Raw genomic sequence first — 22827 nt, forward strand, 5'->3', positions numbered from 1 at the left:
CTCCTCAGGGCAGCAGGCTCTTGACATCGATGGGCTTGGCTTCGTTCTCGGCATCCCCTTTCGGCTTGCCGTCGATGGCCATCCCGCTCATGCGATAGAAGTTGTAGTCCGGGTACTTGCCGGGCCCGCTGATCAGCAGATCCTCCTTCTCGTACACCAGGTCCTGGCGGCGGTACTCGCCCATCTCGAAATCCGGCGTCAGCTGGATGGCGGTGGTGGGGCAGGCCTCTTCGCACAGGCCGCAGAAGATGCAGCGGGAGAAATTGATGCGAAAGAACTCCGGATACCAGCGACCATCTTCCCGTTCGGATTTTTGCAGCGAGATGCAGCCGACCGGGCAGGCCACCGCACACAGGTTGCAGGCCACGCAGCGCTCGTCGCCGTCCGGGTCGCGAGTCAGCACGATGCGGCCGCGATAGCGAGGCGCCGCATAGACGGCCTGCTCCGGGTAGTTGAGGGTCTCGCGGGGGCGCCAGGCATGGGAGAACACCATGCCCAGGCTGCGTAACTGGGTGCCGACACCCTTGATGATGTTAATAATTTTCATAGTCGTGCCTCACTGCACATTCATCAGCACCACAGCCCGTAGCGGCTGCATCCCGAGCGGGATGCAGGGCGGCGGGCAAGCAGACGTTCCAGCCAAACGGCATCACAATTTTTCTGTCCATCGGGGCCTCACTGCGCATTCATCAGCACCACGGCGCCGGTGACCAGCATGTTGAGCAGGGTCAGCGGCAGGCAGACTTTCCAGCCAAACGACATCACCTGGTCAAAGCGCGGGCGGGGCAGGGAGGCCCGCAGCAGGATGAAGAACACCATGAAGCAGGCGGTCTTCAGGGCAAACCAGATGAAAGGCGGCAGCCAGGGGCCGTGCCAGCCACCGAAGAACAGGGTCACGATGAGCGAAGAGATCAGCACGATGCCGATGTACTCGCCCACGAAGAACAGACCCCACTTCATGCCCGCATACTCGATGTGATAACCGTCGGCGAGCTCCTGCTCGGCTTCCGGCTGGTCAAACGGATGGCGGTGGGTGACGGCGACGCCGGCAAACAGGAAGGTGATGAAGCCCAGGAACTGGGGGATGATGTTCCACAGTCCTGCCTGCGCTTCCACGATATCCCGCAGGTTGAAGCTGCCGGTCTGGATGACGATGCCCATCAAGGAGAGGCCGAGGAACACCTCGTAGGAGAGGGTCTGGGCCGAGGCGCGCAGGCTGCCGAGCAGGGAGTACTTGTTGTTGCTCGACCAGCCGGCGAACAGCACGGCATAGACCGCCAGCCCCGCGATGGCCAGGATGTAGAGCAGCCCCACGTTGAGATCCGCCACGCCCCAGGTGGGGGTGATCGGCACCACCGCAAACGCCAGAATGAAGGCGGTAAAGGCGATGATGGGGGCCAGCACGAAGATCCGGCGATCGGCAAAGGGCGGGATCCAGTCCTCCTTGAAGAACATCTTGATCATGTCGGCCGCCAGCTGCAGCAGGCCGAAGGGGCCTACCCGGTTGGGGCCGTAACGATCCTGCCACAGCGCCAGCAGACGGCGCTCGATGAAGCTCATGAAGGCGCCGGCCCCCACGATCCCCACCAGCACGATCAATGCCTTGCCGATTTCCAGCAACAGATCGATCAGAGAGTCGCTCATGCGATGGCCTCCTGCAGGTTGGCGAGATATTGCTGGTGCAGGGCGGTCGGCAGACCGCTGACACCAAGCGGCAGGCCAACCAGACCGGCAGCCAGATGCTCGCTCAGTCGCAGGGTCAGCCGCCAGTGGTGGCCACCCCAGGAGAAGGCGACCTGGTTGCCGGCACTGAGGGAGAGACGGTTGGCGTCGGCCGGGTTCAGCACCAGCACGGGCTCGCTCATGCGGGCCTGGATGACCGGGCTTCTGGCAGAGAGCTCTTCGCCGCCAAACAGCTGGTCATAGCTCACCACCTGCAGCGCCTCTTTGGCACTGAACGGGGCGGGGACGGTGTCGAACCAGCCGAGGCTCTCCTCGCCCGCTTCCAGCAGACGGCGACCGGGATCCCCGGCGCGCAGGTTGCCACCCACCTCGTCCTGGAACTTGTTCCAGGCGGACGGGGAGTTCCAGCCCGGCGCCCAGGCGAATGGCACCTGTTGCAGCGGCTGGCGGGCACCGGCGTAGCCTTCCATGGAGAAGTTGAAGGGGGAGTCGGGATCCTGGGCGACTCTGGGTTCGCTCACGTTCTGATCCGCCAGCATGGAGGTGCGGCCACTGTAGCGGTGCGGCTCGCGGGCGAGCTTCATGCCGCGGATGCGCAGACCCGCGTTGGGCGCGGCCTCGCGCATGGCGGTCAGCAGCGGAGCGCTGGCGGCGCAGGCACTGCTCACCTCGTCGAAGTTGTTCCAGCGCAGCGGTTTGCGATCCAGCGCCCCTTGCAGGGCAGCCAGCCAGCGCCAGCTCTCGCGCACTTGGATATCGGCGTCGTAGAAGGCGGGGGCATAGACCTGGAAGAAGCGTTGGGCGCGGCCTTCCATGTTGATGAGGGTACCGTCTGCCTCGGCGAAGCTGGCGGCAGGCAGCACCAGGTTCGCCTTCTGGGCGGTGCCGGTGTCCTGGTGATCGACCACCAGCAGGTGCTGCAGGCGGTCGATGGCAGCATCGACGCGGCTGCGCGGTGCGCGGCGGTAGAGATCGTTCTCGAGCATCACCAGCGCGAGCTTCTCTTCTCTTTCGATACGCTCGAGGGCGGCTTCCAGCGGGGCGGCATTGCCGGCCAGCATGGCCAGCCCCAGGCTGTTGGTCTCCTGAGCGACCAGGGCGAGCTCCACGGCCTGGCCACGGCCCTTGAGGGCGCGGGCGATGTTGCTGGCCGCCTCAAGCAGCGCCTGGCTGCGGGCACCGGTGCCGGCGATGATGAGCGGCTTTTTGGCGTTGCCGAGCAGCGCGGCCCAGCTGGCGGCCAGGGCTTGTTGCTCGGGGGCGAGATCGGTCAGGGCAGGGGCGCTGCCATCGAGCAGATGGGCGATGGCGAAGCCGAGGCGCGCCTGATCCGCGTGGGGGGCGTGCAGGGTGCCGCTCGCCACGTCGTCCAGCCGGGTGGTGTCGAGACTGGTGATGAGCAGCGGGTAGCGCTCGTTCTGGGCCAGGGTCTGCACCGCGGCGACCTGCCACAGATCCACCTTCAGCTTGCGGGCGATTTCACGGCCCTTGCCCTTGACTGCCTGACGCAGGGCCAGGGCGATGCGGGCGGCGGTCTGGGTGACATCCTCGCCGAGCACCAGCACGGCATCGGCCTCTTCCATGTCACGCAGGCTGGGGGTGCGCACACCACCGTGCTGCAGGATCTGCAGCATCTTCTTCAGGCATTCCCATTCGCTTTGCTCGACGCCGCTGTAGAAGTTGGCGGCACCCACCAGTTCGCGCAGGGCGAAGTTGCTCTCAAGCGACGCCCGCGGCGAGCCGATGCCGATGACGCCACTGGCGGTGCGCAGGGCATCGGCGGCCCGGTTCAGGGCACCATCCACCGTGATGGCCAGCCTGTCATTGCCATCCTGCAGCAGGGGCTGGCGCGGGCGGTCGGTCAGATTGACGTGGCCGTAGCCGAAGCGGCCGCGGTCGCACAGGAAGTAGTGGTTCAGGGCGCCGTGATAGCGGTTCTCGATGCGGCGCAGCTCGCCATAACGCTCACCCGGGCTGATGTTGCAGCCGACCGAGCACCCCTGGCAGATGCTGGGGGCGAACTGCATGTCCCATTTGCGGTTGTAGCGCTCGGAGTGGGTCTTGTCGGTGAACACGCCGGTGGGGCAGACCTCCACCAGGTTGCCGGAGAACTCGCTCTCCAGGGTGCCATCCTCGACCCGGCCGAAGTAGACGTTGTCGTGGGCACCGTAGACCCCGAGATCCTCGCCGCCGGCGTAGTCCTTGTAGTAACGGACGCAGCGATAGCAGGCGATGCAGCGGTTCATCTCGTGGTTGATGAAGGGACCCAGATCCTGATTCTGGTGGGTGCGCTTGGTGAAGCGGTAGCGCCGGCTGTTGTGGCCGGTCATCACCGTCATATCCTGCAGGTGGCAGGCGCCACCCTCTTCGCACACCGGGCAGTCGTGGGGGTGGTTGGTCATCTGCCACTCCACCACCGTCTTGCGGAACTCCTTCGCCTCTTCATCCTCGATGGAGATATAGGTGCCATCGGTGGAGGGAGTCATGCAGGACATGACCAGGCGGCCGCGCTTGTCGTCGGCATTCTGATACTGCTTCACCGCACACTGGCGGCAGGCGCCGACGCTACCGAGCGCCGGGTGCCAGCAAAAATAGGGGACGTCCAGCCCAAGGGAGAGACAGGCTTGCAGCAGGTTATCTGCCCCGTCTACCTCGAACTCTTTACCGTCTACATGAATGGTGGCCATACAACTTCCCTGACTTCAATGAGATAAATTCTGTGGCTCGCGCCGGTTCAGCGGGCGCACTGGGCGCCTTACCAGCGCTCGCCCAGCAGGTTGGGCTGGATACCCTTGAGCTGCTTGTGACTATCCTGCGGCGCCTTGACGCCGGCCTCGAATTCGGAGCGGAAATACTTCATCGCACTGCCCAGCGGTTCGATGGCGCCAGGGGCATGGGCACAGAAGGTCTTGCCCGGGCCGAGGAAGCTGACCAGCTGCTCCAGGGTGGCGAGATCCCCTGGCTGACCCTCGCCCCGCTCCAGCGCGCGCAGCAGCTTGACGCTCCAGGGCAGGCCGTCGCGGCAGGGGGTGCACCAGCCGCAGGACTCGCGGGCGAAGAACTCTTCCATGTTGCGCAGCAGGGAGACCATGTTGATGCTGTCATCCACCGCCATGGCAAGGCCCGTGCCCATCCGGGTGCCGACCTTGCCGATGCCGCCGGCGTACATCTGGGCATCCAGGTGCTCGGGCAGCAGGAAGCCGGTACCGGCTCCACCCGGTTGCCAGGCTTTCAGGCGATAGCCGGGCTTCATGCCGCCGGCGTAGTTCTCGAACAGCTCGCGGGCGGTGATGCCAAACGGCAGCTCCCACAGGCCGGGGTTGTTGACCTTGCCGGAGAAGCCCATCAGCTTGGTGCCGTGATCTTCCGAACCCGGCAGTGCCAGCCCCTGATACCAGGCCACACCGTTGCCGATGATGGCGGGCACGTTGCACAGGGTCTCGACGTTGTTGACGCAGGTGGGCTTGCCCCAGACGCCGGAAACGGCGGGGAAGGGGGGTTTGGCGCGCGGGTTGGCGCGGCGCCCTTCCAGGGAGTTGATGAGCGCCGTCTCTTCGCCGCAGATGTAACGGCCGGCGCCGGTGTGGACGAACAGCTCGAAGTCAAAGCCCGAGCCCAGGATGTTCTTGCCAAGCAGCCCGGCGGCCTTGGCCTCTTCTACCGCCCGGCGCAGGTTGGTGGCGGCATCGACGTACTCGCCGCGCAGGAAGATGTAGCCACGGTAGGCCTTGAGGGCCTTGGCCGAGATGATCATCCCCTCTATCAGCAGGTGGGGCAGCTGCTCCATCAACAGCCGATCCTTGTAGGTGTTCGGCTCCATCTCGTCGGCGTTGCAGAGCAGGTAACGGATGTTCATGCTCTCGTCTTTGGGCATCAGGCCCCACTTCACGCCGGTGGAGAAGCCGGCGCCGCCGCGACCCTTGAGGCCGGCATCCTTGACGGTGCCGACGATTTCATCAGGGCTCATCTGGCTCAGTGCCTTGCGGGCCGCATCGTAACCCTGCTTGCTCTGGTATTCATCCAGCCAGACCGGCTGGCCGTCGTCGCGCAGCCGCCAGGTGAGGGGATGGGTGTCGGCCGCGCGGGCGATGCGGTTGGCGGTACCAAGGGATGCCAGACTCATGGGTAAGCCTCCAAGGTCTTGAGCAGGCTGACGGGATCGAGCCCGCCATAGGTGTCGTCGTCGATCATCAGGGCCGGCCCCTTGTCGCAGTTGCCGAGGCAGCAGACCGGCAGCAGGGTGAAGCGGCCATCGGCGGAGGTCTGGCCGGGGGCCAGGTCCATCACCTCTTTCAGGCCGGCCAGCAGTTGTTCGTGGCCGTTGATGTAGCAGACCATGCTGTCGCAGACGCGGATGATGTGGCGACCGACCGGCTGGCGGAAGATCTGGCTGTAGAAGGTGGCGACCCCCTCCACGTCGCTGGCGGGGATGCCGAGCTCGGCGGCGATGGCGTGGATGGCACCGTCAGGTACCCAGCCGCGGGCCTGCTGCACTATCTTGAGCGCTTCGATACTGGCGGCGCGGGGATCTTCGTAGTGGTGTTTCTCATGCTCGATGGCATCGCGTTCTGCCTGGCTCAGGACGAAATCGTTCCCCTTGCCCTGGCATGAACTCTGTCCCTGCGGGGACGGATTGTGTTGGCACTGACATTGCTGGCTCATGGCATAACCTTTTGTGGCTTGTTCTTGTTGTCGTGTAACGGTTCTTGGTAACAGCCGTTACTCAACGGTCCACATCCGACATAACGAAATCGATACTGCCCAGATAGACGATGAGGTCCGACACCATCTGGCCACGGATCACCGAGGGGATCTGTTGCAGGTGAGCAAAGCTCGGGGTGCGGATCCGGGTCCGGTAGCTCATGGTGGAGCCGTCGCTGGTCAGGTAATAACTGTTGATCCCTTTGGTCGCCTCGATCATCTGGAAGGACTCGGCGGCCGGCATGACCGGGCCCCACGACACTTGCAGGAAGTGGGTGATCAGGGTCTCGATGTCCTGCAGGGTGCGCTCTTTGGGTGGCGGCGTGGTGAGCGGGTGATCCGCCTTGAACGGCCCCTCCGGCATGTTCTTCATGCACTGCTCTATGATGCGCATGCTCTGGCGCATCTCCTCGATGCGCACCAAGGCGCGATCGTAGGCATCGCCGTTGGCACCGACCGGTACCTCGAATTCGAACTGATCGTAGCCGGAGTAGGGGCGCCACTTGCGCACGTCGAAGTTGAGGCCGGTGGCGCGCAGACCACCGCCCGTGGTGCCCCAGGCCAGCGCCTGTTCGGTGGTGTAGGCGGCGACGCCGATGGTGCGGCCACGCAGTATGCTGTTGCGCATGGCGGCCTTCTCATAGTCCATCAGCCGCTTGGGCAGCCAGCTCAGCAGGTTGTCCTGCACCAGTCGCTGCCAGCCGACGGGCAGATCGTGGGCCACGCCGCCGATGCGGAACCAGGCCGGGTGCATGCGGGCGCCAGTGATGGCTTCGATGATGGTGTAAATCCGCTGCCGGTCGGTGAAGGTGAAGAAGACCGGGGTCATGGCGCCCACGTCCTGGATATAGGTACCGATGAACAGCAGGTGACTCTGGATGCGGAACAGCTCAGCCAGCATCACCCGGATCATGTCGACCCGCTGTGGCACCTTGATGCCGGCCAGCTTCTCGACCGCCAGCACGTAGGGCAGGTTGTTCATCACCCCGCCCAGGTACTCGACCCGGTCGGTGTAGGGGATGTAGCTGTGCCAGGACTGGCGCTCGCCCATCTTCTCGGCACCGCGGTGGTGATAGCCGATATCGGGCACGCAGTCGCGGATCTCCTCGCCATCGAGCTGCAGTACCAGGCGGAAGGCGCCGTGGGCGGAGGGGTGGTTGGGACCCAGGTTCAAGAACATGTAGTCCTCGTTCTCGTTGCCGCGACTCATGCCCCACTCTTCCGGCTTGAACATCAGGTTGCCCTGCTCCATGTCCTGCTTGGCGGCATCGAGCATGAAGGGATCAAATTCGGTGGCCCGCGCCGGATAATCCTTGCGCAGCGGGTGACCCTGCCAGCTCTTGGGCATCATGATGCGGGTCAGGTGCGGGTGACCGTCGAAGTTGATGCCCATCAGATCCCACACTTCCCGTTCATACCAGTTGGCGTTGGGGAAGTGGCGGCTGACGGTGGGCAGCGTCAGATCCCCCTCCTTGAGCGGCACCTTCAACATCAGGTCGGCGTTGCGATCGATGGAAATGAGGTGATAGAAGACGGTGAAGTCGCTGTCGGGCAGGTCGTGACGATGGCTGCGCATCCGCTCGTCGGTGGCGCTCAAGTCAAACAGCATCACGAACGGGGAGGGGAGCTTTTTAAGGAACCCCATCACATCCAGCAGCAGCTCGCGGGAGAGCCAGACCACCGGCACGCCGGTGCGGGTATTCTGGATGGTGAAGCGTTCGGCACCGAAATGGGCAAACAGCTCGCCGACTACCTGAGCGTCTTTGTGATCACTCGGTTGCCACTGGGCCATGGCGTAGTTGCTGGGAAATTCTCGAGTCAGTTTCATGGTCAGATCTCATCCGGCGTGCGCAGGTTGGTGACGTTGATCCGCTCGCCACGCTTGCGGTCCTTCTCGGCAGGCATCTGGGGGCGATAGATGCCCTGATCGCCCACCACCCAGGAGAGCGGACGGCGCTCCTTGCCGATGGAGTCCTGCAGCAGCATCAAGGCCTGCAGGAATGCCTCGGGACGGGGCGGACAGCCCGGAATGTAGACGTCGACCGGCAGGAACTTGTCGACGCCCTGAACGACCGAGTAGATGTCATACATGCCGCCCGAGTTGGCGCAGGCCCCCATGGAGATGACCCACTTGGGCTCGAGCAGCTGTTCGTACAGGCGCTGGATGACCGGGGCCATCTTGATGAAGGGGGTGCCGGCGATCACCATGAAATCGGCCTGGCGCGGTGAGGCCCGAATGACTTCGGCACCGAAGCGGGCCACGTCGTGAGGGGAGGTGAAGGCGGTACACATCTCTACGTAGCAGCAGGAGATGCCGAAGTTGTAGGGCCAGAGGGAGTTCTTGCGGCCCCAGTTGACCGTGTCCTGCAGCACCTCTTCGAGGCGCCCGATCATGATGCCGCGTGAGGCCTCTTGAGCCAGGGGATCCTCGACGATCTGGCGCTGTTCCTGGGGGTAGCGCTCAACCGGCGCATCCGGGTCAATCCGGGTCAGGGTGTACTTCATGGTGCAACCTCAAAGGGATAATCAGTAATTCAGTCTGGCTTCTTGTCGGTCAGGACGCGTTTTTTCGGTGCCCAGTCGAGGGCGCCGATGCGCCACAGGTAGATGAGTCCTACCAGCAGCAAGGAGATGAAGATGGTGGCCTCGATGAAGCCGACCCAGCCGCTCTCCCGAACGGAGACGGACCAGGCAAAGAGATAGAGCGCTTCCACGTCGAAGATGACGAAGAACATGGCAACCAGATAGAACTTGGCGGAGAAGCGCAGACGGGCATTGCCCACGGAGTCTACGCCTGATTCGAAGGGCTTGTTTTTGGCTCGGCCGTAGGCGCGGCCTCCCAGCAGGGCTGCCAGGCCGATCATGATCAGGCAGATACAGATGGCCCCAACTACATAGACAGCAAAAGCCCAATGCTGGACAGCAATATCAGCAAACATAGGAGTTTTCCCTAACCAAATTAATCACGAGACTTAACAAGGATGTTACGTATTATGCCACTTCGATACTGATTTACATGTCATTTCAGGGGATTAATTATTAATCAGCGGGAGGAAAATCGTATTTTGCAAGCGGGGTCAATGTTCCTATTTGAGAATCATTTTCACTCGCCTTTGTGATGGGGGGAAAATCGTGGGGCAGTTTGAAAAATAAACTAATCGAGAAAAACGAGACCCCGCCGGGCGGGGTCTGCTGGATCAGGGTTTGAGGACGGGGAGGGACTCTTCGGCGGCCTTGCCCTGGGAGAGGGTGATCTCGACCCGACGGTTGGCCTGCCGGTGTTCCGGGGTGTCGTTGGGATAGCGGGGCTGGGCATCGGCCACCCCTTGGGCGATGATCCGGGAGGCATCGAGCTTGGGGTTGGTGAGCAGGGTGTGCACGATGGAAGCCGAGCGCAGCACCGACAGTTCCCAGTTGCTGCGATAGAGCTCCACCGGCGCCTGGGTGTTGTCGGTGTGACCTGTGACCACCACCTTGCCCGGGATATCCGCCAGAATACCGGAGATCTTGTTGACCAGCGGAATGAACTGGGGCTGCAGGAAGGCGGAATCGGCCGGGAACAGTGCCTTTTCACCGATGCGGATCACCAGCTGGCTGCCGAGCTGCTCTACCTCCAGATCCTTGGATTCGATCTGTGCCTTGAGCTGCTGCTCCAGCTTCTTCTTGGTGACCTGCACCCACTCCTGCTCCTGGGTCTTGTGAGGCCAGGACTCCGTCGCGCTCGGCTTCTCAGAGGCGCCTATGGTCTCGTTGAAGGGATCCGAAGCTGCCGTGGGGGCATCTTTCTCCAGCACCGTCTCCTTCTCGGGGCTGCTCGGGGTGGTCTTGGATTCCGGCTCAAGAATGCCGGTCCCCCCTTGCATGACCGGTGAACCCGCAGGCGGGGAGATCAGGCCTATTTTACCCAGCGACTCGATGAAGCCCTGGATCAGCACCCGGGTTTCAGACTGCTTGGCCATCGCGAAGGAGTAGAGCACCACGAACAGGGCGAACAGCAGGGTCATGAAGTCGGCATAGGAGACCAGCCAGCGTTCGTGGTTCTCCGGCGCCTCAGCCTTTTTCTTTTTTGCCACCATGGCCTCCTAAGTAGGGTTCGAGGGTGACTTGCAGACGTTGTTGGGATTCGCCGTCCACGATGCAGAGGATGCCGGTCAGGGTCATCTCCTTGTAGTGGCGGATCTGGTGGGCAAAGGCTTTGTAGCGGTTGCCGAAGGGCAGGAAGATGAGGTTGGCGGCCGATACCCCGTAGATGGTGGCGATGAAGGCCACCGCAATGGCGCCCCCCAGCTTGTCCGGGGCATCCAGCAGGCCCATGGCGTGAATGAGGCCAAATACCGCCCCCACGATCCCCATGGTCGGGCAATAACCCCCCATGGCCTCATAGAACTTGACGGTCTGCTCGAGATCTTCCTGCTCGAACTCGATCTCGTTTTCCAGCACCTCGTGGATCTTGGTCTTCTCGTAACCGTCGACCATCATCTGTACCCCCTTTTGCAGGAAGGGATCCTTGATGTCGTCGATCATCCCTTCCAGGGCCAGCATGCCGCTGCGCCTGGCGTTGCCCGCCAGGTTCTCCAACAACTCGGCCTGCTCCTGCATGTCGAGTTTGAGAGGGGTCAGCAACCACTTGAAACGCTTGAGGGTGCTGCCGACGACGGAGAAGGGGAACTGGGTCAGAGCGGCACCAACAGTACCGCCGATCACGATGAGGAAGGCGGGCAGATCGAGCAGGGCGCTGGGGTGGCCGCCTTCGATCATGTTGCCGCCCAGAATGGCGATCAATGCCAGAACCAGGCCGATTAAGCTCATTTATTACGCATCCCTGAAGATTGATAATGGCTAGTGTAGCTACTTAAGTATCAGTTTTTCAAAATGATATCCAATCGGTGAGCAATAACGCGCGTCAGCGTCAGCTGCCGCCTGGGAGAGGTTTTTTCCGGCTGGAAAGGGGTGTGCCACCAAGGTGGACGTTGCTGCCAGCAGAGGGAATTTGGCGGTGCTGTGGTCTTGCGTTTGAGATGCTTGGCTGCAGAGGCTAGCTGGTGGCGGAACGTCACTATCAGCCATCAGGTTGGCCGTTCAAATGGACGATGAGATCGGTGCGCCATGGAGTGGATCATTGCCAGCAGAACTGCCTGGAGGATAGATAGAGGCTGCCGGCCTGCTCGACGCTGGGTGAGAGGGCCGCTTTCGTCAGAGTCTGAAAGTAAAAAACCGACCATCAGGTCGGTTCTTTAAATTTGGCGGTGAGGGAGGGATGATTCGCCACTGCGTGGCTCACCCCTTCGGGGCGGCCTGCGGCCGTTCATCGCAGCAAGCTGCTCTGCTCGAACCCGGCGAGGGTTCTCACCCTCCCTCTTCGACATGAGCTGATAATTCTTCCCCAAAGCAAAAAAACCGACCATCAGGTCGGTTCTTTAAAATTTGGCGGTGAGGGAGGGATTCGAACCCTCGATACGTTGCCGTATACACACTTTCCAGGCGTGCTCCTTCAGCCACTCGGACACCTCACCAAATTTTGGTCTGTTGTTTAACGTGCTCAGCCAGCACCTCGTTCGTTGCGCCGTTGCGCTGGAACGGGGCGTAATTTAGGGGAAAGGGCTGCCGGGGTCAACCACTTTTCCCCTTATTTTTCATAATCTTTATCGAATGTCTATCCCTTGAACAGAATGCCGGTTTTTTAATCCTGTTCAGGGCTTGTCGAGGATGATCAGGCTGTCCGGCAGCTCGTTCTGGTCCCGGGTGGCGGGGAAGGCGTCGGTCAGAATGGCGCTGGTCCGCTCGATGCACTCGAGGAAACCCTGTTCCACCTCCTTGTTGCGCACCCGGCGGGTGAAGTCATCGATGATCTCCTGCCACTGGGCGTTATCGATGTGCTGGGCGATGCCGTCATCCACCAGGATCTCCACGTAGTGCTCGGCCACCGAGACGAAGATCAGCACCCCGAGCCGATCCCGGGTGCGGTGCAGCCCTTGCTCGACAAACTGCAGGCGTGCCATCAGGGCGGCCCTGTGCTGGCGCACTTGTTTCGGGATCAGGTACATCTTGATGGGGGTCCAGTGGAACAGGATGCTCAGTACCAGCCAGACCGACCACTGCACCAGCAGGATCTCGTACCAGCCGAGCCAGAAGCCGAGCTCGAACAACAGCAGGGGTGTCAGCATGGCCAGCAGGGCCGCCCACAGGGTGGGGATGTAGCGATAGCCGTCGCTGGCGGGGGCCAGCACGGTCACCAGCTCGGCATCGGTTGCCTGCTCCGCCTGTTTGACCCTGGCCTGCAACGTGTGAAAGAACTGTTTCGAAATCATGTGTCGTCTCTTAATCCCTGTTACCAACCACCGGAGGCACCGCCGCCGCCAAAACTGCCGCCCCCTCCGCTGAAACCACCGCCACCACCAAAGCCGCCGCCGGAGCGACCGGCACCGAAGCCACCGGCGAGGTAAGCGGCGCGGCGCCGGCCACTTCGACCACCACCGCCGCCACCGCCACGCAGGTTGTGCAGCACGATCATCACAATCACCATCAGGATGAACAGCCAGGGGCCGCCCAGCTTGTCCTTGCTGGCGTTGTCTACCGGTTTGTACTCGCCCGCCAGCGCCTGCATGATCGCCTGGCTGCCGGCGACCACCCCGGCCACCATGTCGCCGCGCTTGAACGCGGGCAGGATCCGGGTCTGGATGATGTTGGCGGCGATGGCGTCGGGCAGGGCCCCTTCCAGTCCATAGCCCACTTCGATGCGCACCTTGCGCTCATCCTGGGCGATCAAGAGCAGTACGCCGTTGTCTTTGCCTTTCTGACCGATCCCCCAGTGGCGGCCGAGCTGATAGCCGTACTCTTCGATGGTGTCACCCGCCAGCGTGTCGATAGAGACCACCACCAGCTGGATGCCGCTGCGCTTCTCGAACGCCGCCAGCTGCTGGGTGAGCTGGTGGGCCTGCTTGCGGGACATCAGGTTGGCCTCGTCCACCACCCGTCCGCTCAGGGCGGGGAAGGTGGGGGCGGCTGACACCACCGCCGTCCACAGCAGCAGGCAGGGCAGCAGGGCACGGATCACGAGGTTCATTGGAAGCTGACCTTGGGCGCCTCATCGGCACCGGGCTTGGCGCTGAACGTAGGTTTGGCCTCAAGATCCGAGTAGAGCAGCTTGGACCAGATGACGCCCGGGAAGGTGCGGATCTCGGTATTGAACTGGCGTACCGCTTCTATGTAGTCGCGCCGGGCCACCGAGATGCGGTTCTCGGTGCCTTCCAGCTGGGCCTGCAGGGTGAGGAACTGCTGATCGGCCTTGAGATCGGGATAGCGTTCGACCACCACCATCAAGCGGGAGAGGGCGCCGGAGAGCTGGTTCTGGGCCGCTTCAAACTCCTTGAGCTGGGCGGGATCGCTCACCTGCAGGCTGCCGACCCGGGCTCTGGCATCGGTCACCGCCTTGAGGGTCTCCTGCTCGTGGCTGGCGTAGCCCTTGACGGTGGCCACCAGATTGGGGACCAGATCGGCACGGCGCTGATACTGGTTCTCGACCTGGCCCCAGCTCGCCTTGACCTGCTCATCCAGGGTGGGAATGTTGTTCATGCCGCAACCGGTCAGGCCCAGCAGCAGCGTCAGGGTCAACAGGGCGTGGGTTGCCCGTTGCCAGAGTGAAGTGCCCATCTTGTTGTTCTCCATTGATATTTTTTGCAGATAACGGCTCACCATAGCAGCTTGTGGTCAACCGCCACAACGGGCGGGCAGCCTGGGTTTGTGATAAGCCATCGAAACCTTGGACAACTGCGGCTTGTCCTTGAGCCAGGAGGCCAGCTCGGCGCCGCAGCCGTTGCCGGGCGGGATCGGGGCCTGGGGTTGGCAATCCGGGCTGTCGGCCGGGCAGCGCAGGCGCACATGAAAGTGGCTGAAGTGGCCGACCCAGGGACGCAGCTTGCCGACCCAGGGCTCATCGGCCGCCCGTTTGCATACCTCGGCCTTGAGCACAGGGTTGATGAAGATGCGGGCCACCTCGGGCTTGCTGGCCGCCAGGCGCAGCAGATTGAGCTGCTGGGGGCCGAAGCGTCCGGGCAGCACCCGGTAGCTGGGTTCGTCGATCAGCGCCCACTCCTTGGGGGCATCCTGCTCCCAGCGGGAGATGGGCTGGTTGGCCATGCGAAACCAGATGTCGGCATCGAGGCCGGTCTGATGGCTGCGATGGCCGGAGGTGAACGGGCCGCCGTGGGCCATGGCGAGATCGGCGATGTAGAGATCCGGCATGCCGGCCATGCGAGTCTGGTTGGCCAGGGTGGTGAGGTAGGCGATGAGCTCGGGGTGGCCGTAGTAGCGCAGTCGCTTGGTACGGATCACCTGATAGCCGGGGCCGCTCAGTGGCAGCGCCACCCCGTTCTTGAGGCAGCCGGCGGCGTAGCCGCCAATGGCCTCGGCCTGGCGGGGGTGAGGTTCGGCAAGAAAGGCACTGGCCATGAAGAGCAGGGTGGTGGCAAGCATGAGACTCCCGACAAGCGTGCAAATGGACTCAGATGGAGGGAATCATATCAAGAGTGCGGCGAAGCCGTCATCCAGCTGGCGGCACGGGTTGCATCCTGCGGGGCGGCTCGCGCACAATGCGCGACAAAAATGGCGCGTCCAGCGTCTATGAATAAGGAGAGATGAATGAAGGTCAGTGAGCTGGTGAACAAAACGGGGCTGGTCTGGCTGATGCCCCCCGCCCGCCGTTTCTATCCGGTGATGGTGGTCTTGCTGCTGGCGAGCCTGCTCACCGTGCTGGCCGCCATCGGTCTGGGTTACCCGCAGATGGGGCTGCTGCCCTGGGTCGGGCTGGTGTTCGGCGGTATCGTGCTGCTGATGATGGTGCTGCCTCGCAGCTGGCAGCGCTGGCGGCTGGCGGAGCTGGCCTGGGATGAGACCCACCTCTATCTGCTCAATGGCAGCAACGATCAGGCGCTGGCGCTGCCCAGGGCGGCATTGGTCGGGGTCGAGCGGGATCGCAAGGTGGGCCACGATGGTCAGTGGCTGGCCTTCAGCCTGGATCTGGCGCTCGATGAAGAACAGCTGGCCGCCGCCACCGCGCTGATGGGGCTCGGCCGCGAGGGAACCCACGCCGTGGCGCCCGGCATCTATCGTTTCGGCTTTAAGCGGGCCTGGCATGGCCGGCGTACGCTGCAGGGGCTGCTGGACGCCCTGCTCCCCATATGATCTGACTATTTTCTCGACAATCTTTGCCAAAGCTCAGATACTGCCAGTGACTCGAATTGATCTTGTCCGCTCTGTTCGCCCAACAGATCAATGAGTTGAGTAAACGGAGCGGGGAAGTGCCCGGACACGACGTCCCGGCAGGTCCGGCATGGGGGGTGTGCCCTTACCTTTGTGTTGGTGATTGGATAGAGAAGGCACCTTGAATCGAGAGTGGATGGCATGAAGATTTACGTAGGTAATCTGTCGTACCGGATGACGGCCGACGAACTGAAAAGCGTGTTCAGCCAATTTGGGCAGGTAGACAAGGTCGATATCATCATCGATCGCGATACCGGTCAGTCCAAGGGGTTTGGCTTCATTGAAATGCCTGTCAATGGCGAGGCAGAAAAAGCCATCGCCGGTTTGCATGGCACCGAGATTGGTGGCCGTACCATTACGGTCAACCAGGCCAAACCGAAGACAGATGCACCACGTGGTCGCCCCCAGCGTCATCGCTGAGCTGCCTCGATAACGCAAAACGGCATGGGTTTCCCCATGCCGTTTTTGTTTCTGGCGTTTGCCGGATAAATCAGGGCACGTCGTAGCCAAGCGCCGCCTTGCGGATGCGGAACCACTGCTGACGGCTGAGGACGATGGACTGGGAGGCCACGGCGGCGGCGATCCGCTCCCGCTTGCCGGAGCCTATCAGCGGCAGCGGCTGGCTTGGCAGCATCATGACCCAGGCATAGACCACCTGCTCGATCTGCTCGGCGCCCACCTCATGGCGGATCTGCTCGAGCTCGGCGCGCAGCGGGGCATATTCGGGGGCCTGGAACAGGCGTCCCCCCCCGAGGCAGGACCAGGCCATCGGCTTGATGCGCAGCTGCTGGCACTGATCCAGGGTGCCGTCCAGGGTGGTGCTCTGATTGAGCGGCGAGATCTCCAGCTGGTTGGTCACCAGCGGGAAGGGCAGGCGTGACTGCAGGAGCTCGAACTGACGGGCTGTGAAGTTGGAGACGCCGGCATGCTTGATCTTGCCCGCCTGCTTGAGGGTGATGAAGGCATCGGCCACCTCGTCGGCATCCATCAGGGGATCCGGGCGGTGGATCAGCAGCAGATCCAGGTGATCGGTGCCGAGCTTTTGCAGGGAGGCCTCGGCGCTGGCGATGATGTGCGCCTTGCCGGTGTTGTAGTGATTCAGCGCGTGCTCCGGCTTGGCGGTGAGGGCGATGCCGCACTTGCTGACGATCTCCATCCGGTTGCGCAGGGAGGGGTCAAGGCGCAGCGCCTCGCCGAAGGCCTGCTCGCACTGGTAGCCGCCATAGATGTCTGCGTGATCGATAGTGGTGACCCCCAGATCCAGGTGGTACTTCATCAGTTCCAGCAGGGCGCTCGGGGAGAGCTGCCACTCCATCAGGCGCCAGTAGCCCATGATGAGACGGGAGAAGGTCGGGCCCTCGGGATGGAGGGGGAGTCGAGATACGGACATGGAGGCTCCTTGGCTCATAAGGGTAAAAAGATGCTGCCCGCATCTTGGTCTCTTCTGGTTGGCAAGGCAATAATGCGGCTTTTGTTAATTCGAACTTTGGTTCTGAGGGAGAGGACATGGACGGTTTTGCCGAACGCTTGCAGAGCTTGATAGGAACGGGCAGCGTCAGCGCCTTTGCCCGCAAGGTGGGGCTGAGCGAGGCCCTGATCCGCAAATATCTGAAGGGGGCTGAACCCGGGCTTGGCAAGGCGAACCAGATAGCCATGGCCGCCAACTGCTCGTTGGAGTGGCTCGCCACCGGCTGTGGCTACCTCTATCGGCAGGCGGAGGTGGTGGATCGGGAAGCCCTGGAGGCGGCCGGCAGCCTGTTGCAGGAGCAGAAGCCCGGATTGTCGCTGCCGGAAGCAGACGCGCAGGTGATCCTGCTCGCCTATTACCAGTTCTTGCGCAGCCACAAGCAGGCTGACGGGTTTCTCGACCTGGCGCGGGCCCGCGAATTTGGCAGGCACCTGCATGAGGCATAAGCCCGGATGGGGATGGCCCGGCTACGGCCGGGGATTATTCTGATACCCTCTAAACAGATGAGGGCAGCGGGGAGAGGGCGATGGGTTATCTGATCTTGGGCAGCGGCGGCTTGGGCACGGCACTGGCACATGAGCTGTCCGCTCGCGGCGAGGAGCTGGTGCTGGCTGGCCGGCAACTGCCAAAAGGGGTGGATCCCGCCTGTTATTTCCCGCTGCAGGAGGTGGACGCCCTCTCCTTCGATGCCCTGTTCACCCTCTATGACACGGCGGCGTTGCCGAGCGTGGTGATCAACACCATAGGTCTGCTGCACGACATCAACTTCATGCCGGAGCGGCGAGTGGAGGAGGTCAACCCCAGGTGGCTGTGCGACAGCCTGCTGGCCAATGCCTGGCCGCACCTGGCTCTGGCCGCCTGTCTGAGCCGGCGCATGACGCCGGATGCCCGCCTCTGGCTTTGCTCTCTTTCCGATCTGGCCGGCAGCCTCGGCGCCAACGAGACGGGCAGCCGTTACAGCTACCGGATGAGCAAGGCGGCGCTCAACATGGGGGCGAAAACGCTGGCCCATGAGTGGCGCGAACGCTTTCCCGCCGCCGGGGTGATCACCGTCCATCCCGGGCTGATGGATACCCCCATGAATCAACCCTTCCTGCATGAGCTGGCGACCGAGACCCTGCAGGATCCGGCGCTTGTGGCGCCGCGTCTACTTGATCTTCTCAACCAGTTGTCGCCGGCCCAGTCCGGCAGCTTCCTCGACTTGCAGGGCCAGCCGCTACCCTGGTAAGCCGTCACCGGCTTCACATTCCGGAAACGGTCCGCTTGCCAAGCCAGCCATGGCTGGCTAACGTCATGCTCCAGCTTCAGGAGGGATGTCATGCGCTATATCGATTTACGAAGTGATACGGTCACCCAGCCCACGGATGCCATGCGCCAGAGCATGCTGCATGCCGAGGTGGGGGATGATGTCTACGGGGAAGATCCCGGCGTCAATGCACTGGAGGCCCGCGGGGCCGAGCTGCTGGGCAAGGAGGCCGCGCTGTTTGTCCCCTCCGGCACCATGTCCAACCTGTTGGCGGTGATGAGCCACTGTCAGCGCGGGGAGGGGGCCATCGTGGGCCAAGGGGCCCACATCTATCGTTATGAAGCCCAGGGGAGCGCCGTGCTGGGCTCGGTCGCACTGCAGGCGGTGCCCATGCAGGCTGACGGTTCGCTGGCGGTGGCCGATGTGGCCGCGGCCATTGCCCCTGACGATGCCCATTTTGTGCAGACCCGGCTGGTCTGCCTCGAAAACACCCACAATGGCAAGGTGCTGCCGCTTCACTACCTGCAGGCGATGCGCGAGTTCGTCGACGAACGTGGGCTGCAGCTGCATCTGGACGGGGCGCGCCTGTTCAACGCCGCCGTGGCGAGCGGTCACGGGGTACACGAACTGGCAGCTCCCTTTGACAGCATCTCCATCTGCCTCTCCAAGGGGCTGGGGGCACCGGTGGGATCGCTGCTGGTGGGCTCTCGCGCCTTCATTGCCCGCGCCAGACGGCTGCGCAAGATGCTGGGGGGCGGCATGCGTCAGGCGGGGATCCTGGCCCAGGCCGGTCTGTTTGCCCTCGAACAGCACGTCGCCCGCCTGGCGGACGATCACCGCCGGGCCAGACGTCTGGCCGAGGGGTTGGCTGCCTTGCCCGGCATCACCCTGGATCTGGTCCAGGTGCAGACCAACATGGTCTTCCTGCAGCTGGCAAAAGAGCAGAGCGGTCCCCTGCTTGCCTTCATGAAGGAGCGGGGGATCCTCTTCTCCGGTTACGGCGAGATGCGGCTGGTGACCCATCTGCAGATCACCGATGACGACATCGACGAGGTGATCGACGCCTTCACCGAGTACCTCGGGGCCCGCTGAGCGCCTCACAACAAAACAGGGCGCCAAGGCGCCCTGTTTTCATTGTGCTGCAAAGTGTCTTCATGCCTGGCGCTGGCCGCTCATCAGCATGGCCTCGTCGGTGGCGTCGTAGATCATCACGGCGATGTGGGTTACCTGACCGCCGAAGTCGGCCAGCGGCACCAGGGTCAGGTTCTGGAACATGTGGGGCGCTGAGCCCGTGATGGGGCGGTAGTTGGAGAAGCGCAGCAGATAGGGTTTCTGCTCCCAGGTGCTGAAGGCGCGGTTGTTGAGCTTGAACACCATGTTGGCTTTGCGTTCGAACCAGGCGCGATCCACGTCGGGGAAGAGGTCGAACAGCACGCCATCGCGCACCTCACCGGCCAGCCGGCCGCTGTGGCTCTCCATGAAGCCGTTCCACACCTGCACCCTGTACTCCTTGTCGAGCACGACCAGCCCTACGTCCAGGTTCTGGACTATGTTCATCAGCCAATGAAATTCACGGATTTCCATGGTCACTCCTAGAGCATGTGCATGATTTTGTTGTTCATGGTGGCGATGGAATCTTCGGTAAACAGCAGCAGCAGATCGCACTGCACCGCATAATCCTGGACCCGGTAGTTGATCTCGATGGCCAGCGTGCGGCGCCAGCGACTCTTGTTAGTGTTGATGAGCTCGTTGATGGGTCTGTGCTGGCCGAGCACCACGGGGTGACCCTGACTGAAGGGGGTATCGAGCTGGCTGGCGTAGCCGCGCAGGAAGGCGCCGATCAGCACGTTGGCGGTGTCCATCAAGAGCTCCAGCTCGGCGTTGCGATCGAGTGTGCCCTGATGGTTCATCAGCCGGGCCAGATCCTTGAAGCTGGAGTCGTGAAACAGGATCAGCGCCTCGCCGGCGATGCCCGCGCCGATGAAACCCTGGCAGACGGCGGAGAGGGTGTCCGAGTCGGCGGCGGCCGAGAGGGCCATGTGCAGTTCGGATACCTCCAGCACGTTGACGTTGGGGATGGGCAGCACCACGAAGGCGTTGAGCAGGCGGGCCAGCAGGTCGGCGGCCTGACCCATGGAGACATTGGCGAGCTCCTGATAGGCATCGCGTACTTCGGGGCTGATCTTGATGCCGGTATCGACGCTGCCGGCATCGACCATCGCCTGAGCTGCGGGGCTGGCGGCTTCCGGTACGGCGCTACCCTTGGCCTGCCACAGATCATGCTGCTTCAACAGGGCGCTGAGAGTCTCCGGGGCGGCCGGTTTCTTGATGAAGTCGAGCGCCCCCAGTCCCATCACCCGCTGATAGGCTTCCGGCTGGATGTCGCCGGAGACCACGATCACCTTGTTGCGCAGCCCTTCGCGCTTGAGAGTCTCCAGTACGCCGTAGCCGTCCATCTCCGGCATGGTCAGATCCAGAAAGATCAGATCCCCATGCCCCATCAGGACCTGCTCTATCCCTTCCAGCCCGTTGGCGGCGTAGTGGAGCGTCACGTCCCAGTCTGCGGGGAGGGCGCGGGCCAGCTGTTTACGGGCGAATCCTGAGTCATCACATATCAATACATTCATAGTGTTAGGCCGGCCTGGTCAACGAGGATTGCTATAAGTGTGGCCCGCCAACGGTCAGATGCAATGAGACAGGCTGTTCGCCGGTGAAAATTGGTTGTCCCACTGCAGGCTCCGGTAGCGCGCTGAGTATTTTTCAACAAAATCAGCGAACATCTTAACACGCAACGGGGCAAACTGAGGTTGGCAACGCAACATGTAGAAGGGGCGGTTGCCGGTTTTCCAGTCGGGCAGCACCGCGACCAGCTGCTCATCCTGCAGGAAGGGGTGCACGTAGTGGAGCGGGGCGTTGACGATCCCCAGGTGCCGTCTGGCCGCGCGAACGGCGGCCTGGGTCTGGTTGACGGTGAGCCTGGCGGCCCGCTTGATCTGCACCGTTTGCTCCTCCCGGTCGGTCAGTTGCCAGTGCTGATGGGGCCAGCAGTAGATGAGCGCATGCTCCTCCAGCTGGCCCGGATGGGAGGGGGTGCCCATCTTCTCCAGATAGAGGGGGGAGGCAAACAGGCCGTATTCGATGTGACCTAGGCAGAGCGCATTGGGCAGGGACTGGGGGAGCTCACCGTTGAAAAACACCAGATCCCGGTCGTTGTCGAACAGGTGTTGATGATCGTTGGTCTGGGTTATGTCGAACTGCACCTCGGGGTAGCGCAGGCCAAAGTCCGCCAGCATGTCGACCAGGATGGTGTTGGAGAGGGCGATGGGGGCCGCCAGGCGGATCACGCCGTTGAGGTCGGCCTCTTTGCCCTGGATCTCGCCAGTGGCCTGCTCGATTTCACCGAGCGGGGTGCACAGGCGCTCGTAGTAGCGCAGTCCTTCATCGGTCAGGCGGAGTTTGCGGGTGGATCTGTGTAGCAAGGAGCAGCCGAGCTGCTCTTCCAGCTGAGAAATACGTCGACTGATGGTGCCGGTGGGCATGCCCAGTGCGGCGGCCGCGTGGGAGAAGCCTCCCTCTTGTACCACCTTGACGAACAGATAGAACTCTTCGATGTACTTCATAAGCGGTGTTCTGGGTGTAACAAGGCAGTGACCTTAAGAAGTGCGGCCAGCCTTGGCAAGCTCAATTCGGCGTTTAATTGATCTGGATTAGATTCGACTCCCGCTGGTACTGGTGCAAAAGTCGGACAAATTCGGCCGGATCCCGGTCCAGGCTGTTGTCCGGCACCAGCAGATCGTAGCCGAGCAGATCACGCAGCCGTGTCATGCGGTTGGCCAGCATGGCGATCACCCCCTCATAGCGTTGACCGGAGGGGGAGCGAAAGTGACTCTCTTCCAGCAAGCCTTCCCCCTGAAAAGGGTCGCCGCAGCCCCCGCCGATGCATTCGGGTTGCTCACTGCGCAGTGCCTGCAACAGGACGCCACGCTGCTCGGTCAGCAGACGCACTGCCAATCTGGGTGTGATCAATGTCAAAAAATCGTCGTAATCTTTGATCTTCAAACCTATGTAGGGCAGGGGGACGAGATCCCAGCCCAGATGAATGCGTGGCTGGTCGATTCGCTGAATATTTCTCCATTTCAGGATCCAACCGCCGTATTTGTGGTGATATTGCAGACAATCGTGACAGAGCGACAGGCTGAAATGGGGCTCGACCAGCTTCAATGAGCCGATAAAGATCATCATCAGACCCGCCAACAGGCCGGAGACCGGGGGGATTAGTGGTTGTTCACCGAGTAAAAAAAGTATAAAAATCATAGCAATGCTTACTATGATGCCCAACAATACCAACGTGAGTCCGTTTTTCCTGACCATGGGTTTCACATGTAGCGTTTTCATATGAAGTCAGCCCCTTGCGCATGCTTGTTTCCATTATGGGCTGGATCCGATTTTGTACCAGCATCGGTTGCCCGGG

Annotated in this window: 24 protein-coding genes, 1 tRNA gene and 1 other RNA gene; 5 read left to right on the top strand and 21 right to left on the bottom strand. The window is 62.3% G+C overall.

Features of this window, described 5'->3' with window-relative positions:
- Positions 1 to 4: 4 nt before the first annotated feature.
- From nuoI to mepA, 16 genes are all read right to left on the bottom strand, one after another.
- Positions 5 to 547 (bottom strand): NADH-quinone oxidoreductase subunit NuoI, encoded by a 543-nt coding sequence (nuoI, locus tag I6L38_RS05935; RefSeq protein WP_005299827.1) that lies wholly within the window; start codon positions 545 to 547, stop codon positions 5 to 7.
- A gap of 128 nt (positions 548 to 675) precedes the next feature.
- Positions 676 to 1644 (bottom strand): NADH-quinone oxidoreductase subunit NuoH, encoded by a 969-nt coding sequence (gene nuoH, locus I6L38_RS05940; protein WP_005299829.1) that lies wholly within the window; start codon positions 1642 to 1644, stop codon positions 676 to 678.
- Positions 1641 to 4370 (bottom strand): NADH-quinone oxidoreductase subunit NuoG, encoded by a 2730-nt coding sequence (gene nuoG / locus I6L38_RS05945; protein ID WP_043170966.1) that lies wholly within the window; start codon positions 4368 to 4370, stop codon positions 1641 to 1643. The genes nuoH and nuoG overlap by 4 nt, the downstream gene beginning before the upstream one ends.
- Before the next feature lie 68 nt (positions 4371 to 4438).
- Positions 4439 to 5806, bottom strand: a complete 1368-nt coding sequence (nuoF, locus tag I6L38_RS05950; protein ID WP_043170967.1) for an NADH-quinone oxidoreductase subunit NuoF — start codon at positions 5804 to 5806, stop codon at positions 4439 to 4441.
- Positions 5803 to 6345, bottom strand: a complete 543-nt coding sequence (nuoE, locus tag I6L38_RS05955; RefSeq protein ID WP_043170968.1) for an NADH-quinone oxidoreductase subunit NuoE — start codon at positions 6343 to 6345, stop codon at positions 5803 to 5805. The genes nuoF and nuoE overlap by 4 nt, the downstream gene beginning before the upstream one ends.
- A gap of 61 nt (positions 6346 to 6406) precedes the next feature.
- Complete coding sequence (nuoC, locus tag I6L38_RS05960) at positions 6407 to 8212, bottom strand: NADH-quinone oxidoreductase subunit C/D (RefSeq protein ID WP_010634272.1); 1806 nt, start codon at positions 8210 to 8212, stop codon at positions 6407 to 6409.
- A gap of 2 nt (positions 8213 to 8214) precedes the next feature.
- Entirely contained in the window at positions 8215 to 8889 is a 675-nt protein-coding gene (locus I6L38_RS05965) for an NADH-quinone oxidoreductase subunit B family protein (protein WP_024941392.1), read from the bottom strand.
- Between the two features lie 29 nt (positions 8890 to 8918).
- On the bottom strand, positions 8919 to 9323 hold the full coding sequence (locus tag I6L38_RS05970; protein ID WP_005299842.1) for an NADH-quinone oxidoreductase subunit A: 405 nt from the start codon (positions 9321 to 9323) through the stop codon (positions 8919 to 8921).
- A 258-nt stretch (positions 9324 to 9581) separates the two neighbouring features.
- Complete coding sequence (locus I6L38_RS05975) at positions 9582 to 10460, bottom strand: flagellar motor protein MotB (RefSeq protein WP_043170969.1); 879 nt, start codon at positions 10458 to 10460, stop codon at positions 9582 to 9584.
- Positions 10435 to 11193 carry a flagellar motor protein gene (locus tag I6L38_RS05980; RefSeq protein ID WP_005299846.1) on the bottom strand — a complete coding sequence of 253 codons (759 nt, stop codon included), beginning with the start codon at positions 11191 to 11193 and terminating at the stop codon, positions 10435 to 10437. Before I6L38_RS05980 ends, I6L38_RS05975 begins: the two co-directional genes overlap by 26 nt.
- A 432-nt stretch (positions 11194 to 11625) precedes the next feature.
- Positions 11626 to 11754, bottom strand: a non-coding RNA gene (locus tag I6L38_RS05985) — RtT sRNA.
- A 55-nt stretch (positions 11755 to 11809) separates the two neighbouring features.
- Positions 11810 to 11897 (bottom strand) — tRNA-Ser (locus I6L38_RS05990).
- A 177-nt stretch (positions 11898 to 12074) separates the two neighbouring features.
- Positions 12075 to 12692: a TPM domain-containing protein gene (locus tag I6L38_RS05995; RefSeq protein ID WP_043171919.1), complete on the bottom strand. Its 618-nt coding sequence runs from the start codon at positions 12690 to 12692 to the stop codon at positions 12075 to 12077.
- 20 nt (positions 12693 to 12712) lie between these two features.
- Complete coding sequence (locus I6L38_RS06000) at positions 12713 to 13447, bottom strand: YgcG family protein (protein WP_043171920.1); 735 nt, start codon at positions 13445 to 13447, stop codon at positions 12713 to 12715.
- On the bottom strand, positions 13444 to 14049 hold the full coding sequence (locus I6L38_RS06005) for a LemA family protein (protein WP_043171921.1): 606 nt from the start codon (positions 14047 to 14049) through the stop codon (positions 13444 to 13446). Before I6L38_RS06005 ends, I6L38_RS06000 begins: the two co-directional genes overlap by 4 nt.
- A 42-nt stretch (positions 14050 to 14091) precedes the next feature.
- Positions 14092 to 14856: a penicillin-insensitive murein endopeptidase gene (gene mepA, locus I6L38_RS06010; protein WP_043171922.1), complete on the bottom strand. Its 765-nt coding sequence runs from the start codon at positions 14854 to 14856 to the stop codon at positions 14092 to 14094.
- A gap of 165 nt (positions 14857 to 15021) precedes the next feature.
- On the opposite strand from mepA, the gene I6L38_RS06015 reads away from it, so the two are divergent.
- Together I6L38_RS06015 and I6L38_RS06020 are read left to right on the top strand one after the other, a co-directional pair.
- On the top strand, positions 15022 to 15564 hold the full coding sequence (locus I6L38_RS06015) for a hypothetical protein (RefSeq protein WP_043171923.1): 543 nt from the start codon (positions 15022 to 15024) through the stop codon (positions 15562 to 15564).
- Between the two features lie 219 nt (positions 15565 to 15783).
- Entirely contained in the window at positions 15784 to 16062 is a 279-nt protein-coding gene (locus I6L38_RS06020; protein WP_026141388.1) for an RNA-binding protein, read from the top strand.
- 70 nt (positions 16063 to 16132) lie between these two features.
- On the opposite strand, the gene I6L38_RS06025 is transcribed toward I6L38_RS06020, so the two are convergent.
- On the bottom strand, positions 16133 to 17032 hold the full coding sequence (locus tag I6L38_RS06025; protein ID WP_216989282.1) for an aldo/keto reductase family oxidoreductase: 900 nt from the start codon (positions 17030 to 17032) through the stop codon (positions 16133 to 16135).
- A gap of 116 nt (positions 17033 to 17148) precedes the next feature.
- Here I6L38_RS06025 and I6L38_RS06030 point away from each other — a divergent pair, with 116 nt between their 5' ends.
- From I6L38_RS06030 to ltaE, 3 genes are all read left to right on the top strand, one after another.
- Entirely contained in the window at positions 17149 to 17556 is a 408-nt protein-coding gene (locus I6L38_RS06030; protein ID WP_010634263.1) for a helix-turn-helix transcriptional regulator, read from the top strand.
- 80 nt (positions 17557 to 17636) lie between these two features.
- On the top strand, positions 17637 to 18338 hold the full coding sequence (locus I6L38_RS06035; protein WP_005299871.1) for a short-chain dehydrogenase: 702 nt from the start codon (positions 17637 to 17639) through the stop codon (positions 18336 to 18338).
- Between the two features lie 90 nt (positions 18339 to 18428).
- Positions 18429 to 19448 (top strand): low-specificity L-threonine aldolase, encoded by a 1020-nt coding sequence (gene ltaE / locus I6L38_RS06040; protein WP_216989283.1) that lies wholly within the window; start codon positions 18429 to 18431, stop codon positions 19446 to 19448.
- 60 nt (positions 19449 to 19508) lie between these two features.
- On the opposite strand, the gene I6L38_RS06045 is transcribed toward ltaE, so the two are convergent.
- The 4 genes from I6L38_RS06045 to I6L38_RS06060 form a co-directional block, all read right to left on the bottom strand.
- Positions 19509 to 19940, bottom strand: a complete 432-nt coding sequence (locus I6L38_RS06045) for a PAS domain-containing protein (RefSeq protein ID WP_005299876.1) — start codon at positions 19938 to 19940, stop codon at positions 19509 to 19511.
- Between the two features lie 8 nt (positions 19941 to 19948).
- On the bottom strand, positions 19949 to 20983 hold the full coding sequence (locus tag I6L38_RS06050; RefSeq protein WP_042008168.1) for a response regulator: 1035 nt from the start codon (positions 20981 to 20983) through the stop codon (positions 19949 to 19951).
- 54 nt (positions 20984 to 21037) lie between these two features.
- Entirely contained in the window at positions 21038 to 21976 is a 939-nt protein-coding gene (locus tag I6L38_RS06055) for a LysR family transcriptional regulator (protein ID WP_024943464.1), read from the bottom strand.
- Positions 21977 to 22049: 73 nt separating this feature from the next.
- Positions 22050 to 22751: a DUF2982 domain-containing protein gene (locus I6L38_RS06060; protein ID WP_005299887.1), complete on the bottom strand. Its 702-nt coding sequence runs from the start codon at positions 22749 to 22751 to the stop codon at positions 22050 to 22052.
- Between the last annotated feature and the right edge of the window lie 76 nt (positions 22752 to 22827).

Source organism: Aeromonas sp. FDAARGOS 1408 (genome assembly GCF_019048665.1).
Taxonomy (GTDB): Bacteria; Pseudomonadota; Gammaproteobacteria; order Enterobacterales; family Aeromonadaceae; genus Aeromonas; species Aeromonas dhakensis.

Coding starts and splice junctions, on each gene's coding strand:
- ltaE (WP_216989283.1), top strand. CDS start 18,429: ATGCGCTATATCGATTTACGAAGTGATACGGTCACCCAGCCCACGGAT.
- I6L38_RS06050 (WP_042008168.1), bottom strand. CDS start 20,983: ATGAATGTATTGATATGTGATGACTCAGGATTCGCCCGTAAACAGCTG.
- I6L38_RS05965 (WP_024941392.1), bottom strand. CDS start 8,889: ATGAAGTACACCCTGACCCGGATTGACCCGGATGCGCCGGTTGAGCGC.
- nuoH (WP_005299829.1), bottom strand. CDS start 1,644: ATGAGCGACTCTCTGATCGATCTGTTGCTGGAAATCGGCAAGGCATTG.
- I6L38_RS06000 (WP_043171920.1), bottom strand. CDS start 13,447: ATGAACCTCGTGATCCGTGCCCTGCTGCCCTGCCTGCTGCTGTGGACG.
- I6L38_RS05980 (WP_005299846.1), bottom strand. CDS start 11,193: ATGAGCTTAATCGGCCTGGTTCTGGCATTGATCGCCATTCTGGGCGGC.
- I6L38_RS05970 (WP_005299842.1), bottom strand. CDS start 9,323: ATGTTTGCTGATATTGCTGTCCAGCATTGGGCTTTTGCTGTCTATGTA.
- nuoG (WP_043170966.1), bottom strand. CDS start 4,370: ATGGCCACCATTCATGTAGACGGTAAAGAGTTCGAGGTAGACGGGGCA.
- I6L38_RS05975 (WP_043170969.1), bottom strand. CDS start 10,460: ATGGTGGCAAAAAAGAAAAAGGCTGAGGCGCCGGAGAACCACGAACGC.
- nuoI (WP_005299827.1), bottom strand. CDS start 547: ATGAAAATTATTAACATCATCAAGGGTGTCGGCACCCAGTTACGCAGC.
- nuoF (WP_043170967.1), bottom strand. CDS start 5,806: ATGAGTCTGGCATCCCTTGGTACCGCCAACCGCATCGCCCGCGCGGCC.
- nuoE (WP_043170968.1), bottom strand. CDS start 6,345: ATGAGCCAGCAATGTCAGTGCCAACACAATCCGTCCCCGCAGGGACAG.
- I6L38_RS06060 (WP_005299887.1), bottom strand. CDS start 22,751: ATGAAAACGCTACATGTGAAACCCATGGTCAGGAAAAACGGACTCACG.
- I6L38_RS05995 (WP_043171919.1), bottom strand. CDS start 12,692: ATGATTTCGAAACAGTTCTTTCACACGTTGCAGGCCAGGGTCAAACAG.
- I6L38_RS06015 (WP_043171923.1), top strand. CDS start 15,022: ATGAAGGTCAGTGAGCTGGTGAACAAAACGGGGCTGGTCTGGCTGATG.
- nuoC (WP_010634272.1), bottom strand. CDS start 8,212: ATGAAACTGACTCGAGAATTTCCCAGCAACTACGCCATGGCCCAGTGG.
- I6L38_RS06030 (WP_010634263.1), top strand. CDS start 17,149: ATGGACGGTTTTGCCGAACGCTTGCAGAGCTTGATAGGAACGGGCAGC.
- I6L38_RS06025 (WP_216989282.1), bottom strand. CDS start 17,032: ATGTCCGTATCTCGACTCCCCCTCCATCCCGAGGGCCCGACCTTCTCC.
- I6L38_RS06035 (WP_005299871.1), top strand. CDS start 17,637: ATGGGTTATCTGATCTTGGGCAGCGGCGGCTTGGGCACGGCACTGGCA.
- I6L38_RS06020 (WP_026141388.1), top strand. CDS start 15,784: ATGAAGATTTACGTAGGTAATCTGTCGTACCGGATGACGGCCGACGAA.
- I6L38_RS06055 (WP_024943464.1), bottom strand. CDS start 21,976: ATGAAGTACATCGAAGAGTTCTATCTGTTCGTCAAGGTGGTACAAGAG.
- I6L38_RS06005 (WP_043171921.1), bottom strand. CDS start 14,049: ATGGAGAACAACAAGATGGGCACTTCACTCTGGCAACGGGCAACCCAC.
- mepA (WP_043171922.1), bottom strand. CDS start 14,856: ATGCTTGCCACCACCCTGCTCTTCATGGCCAGTGCCTTTCTTGCCGAA.
- I6L38_RS06045 (WP_005299876.1), bottom strand. CDS start 19,940: ATGGAAATCCGTGAATTTCATTGGCTGATGAACATAGTCCAGAACCTG.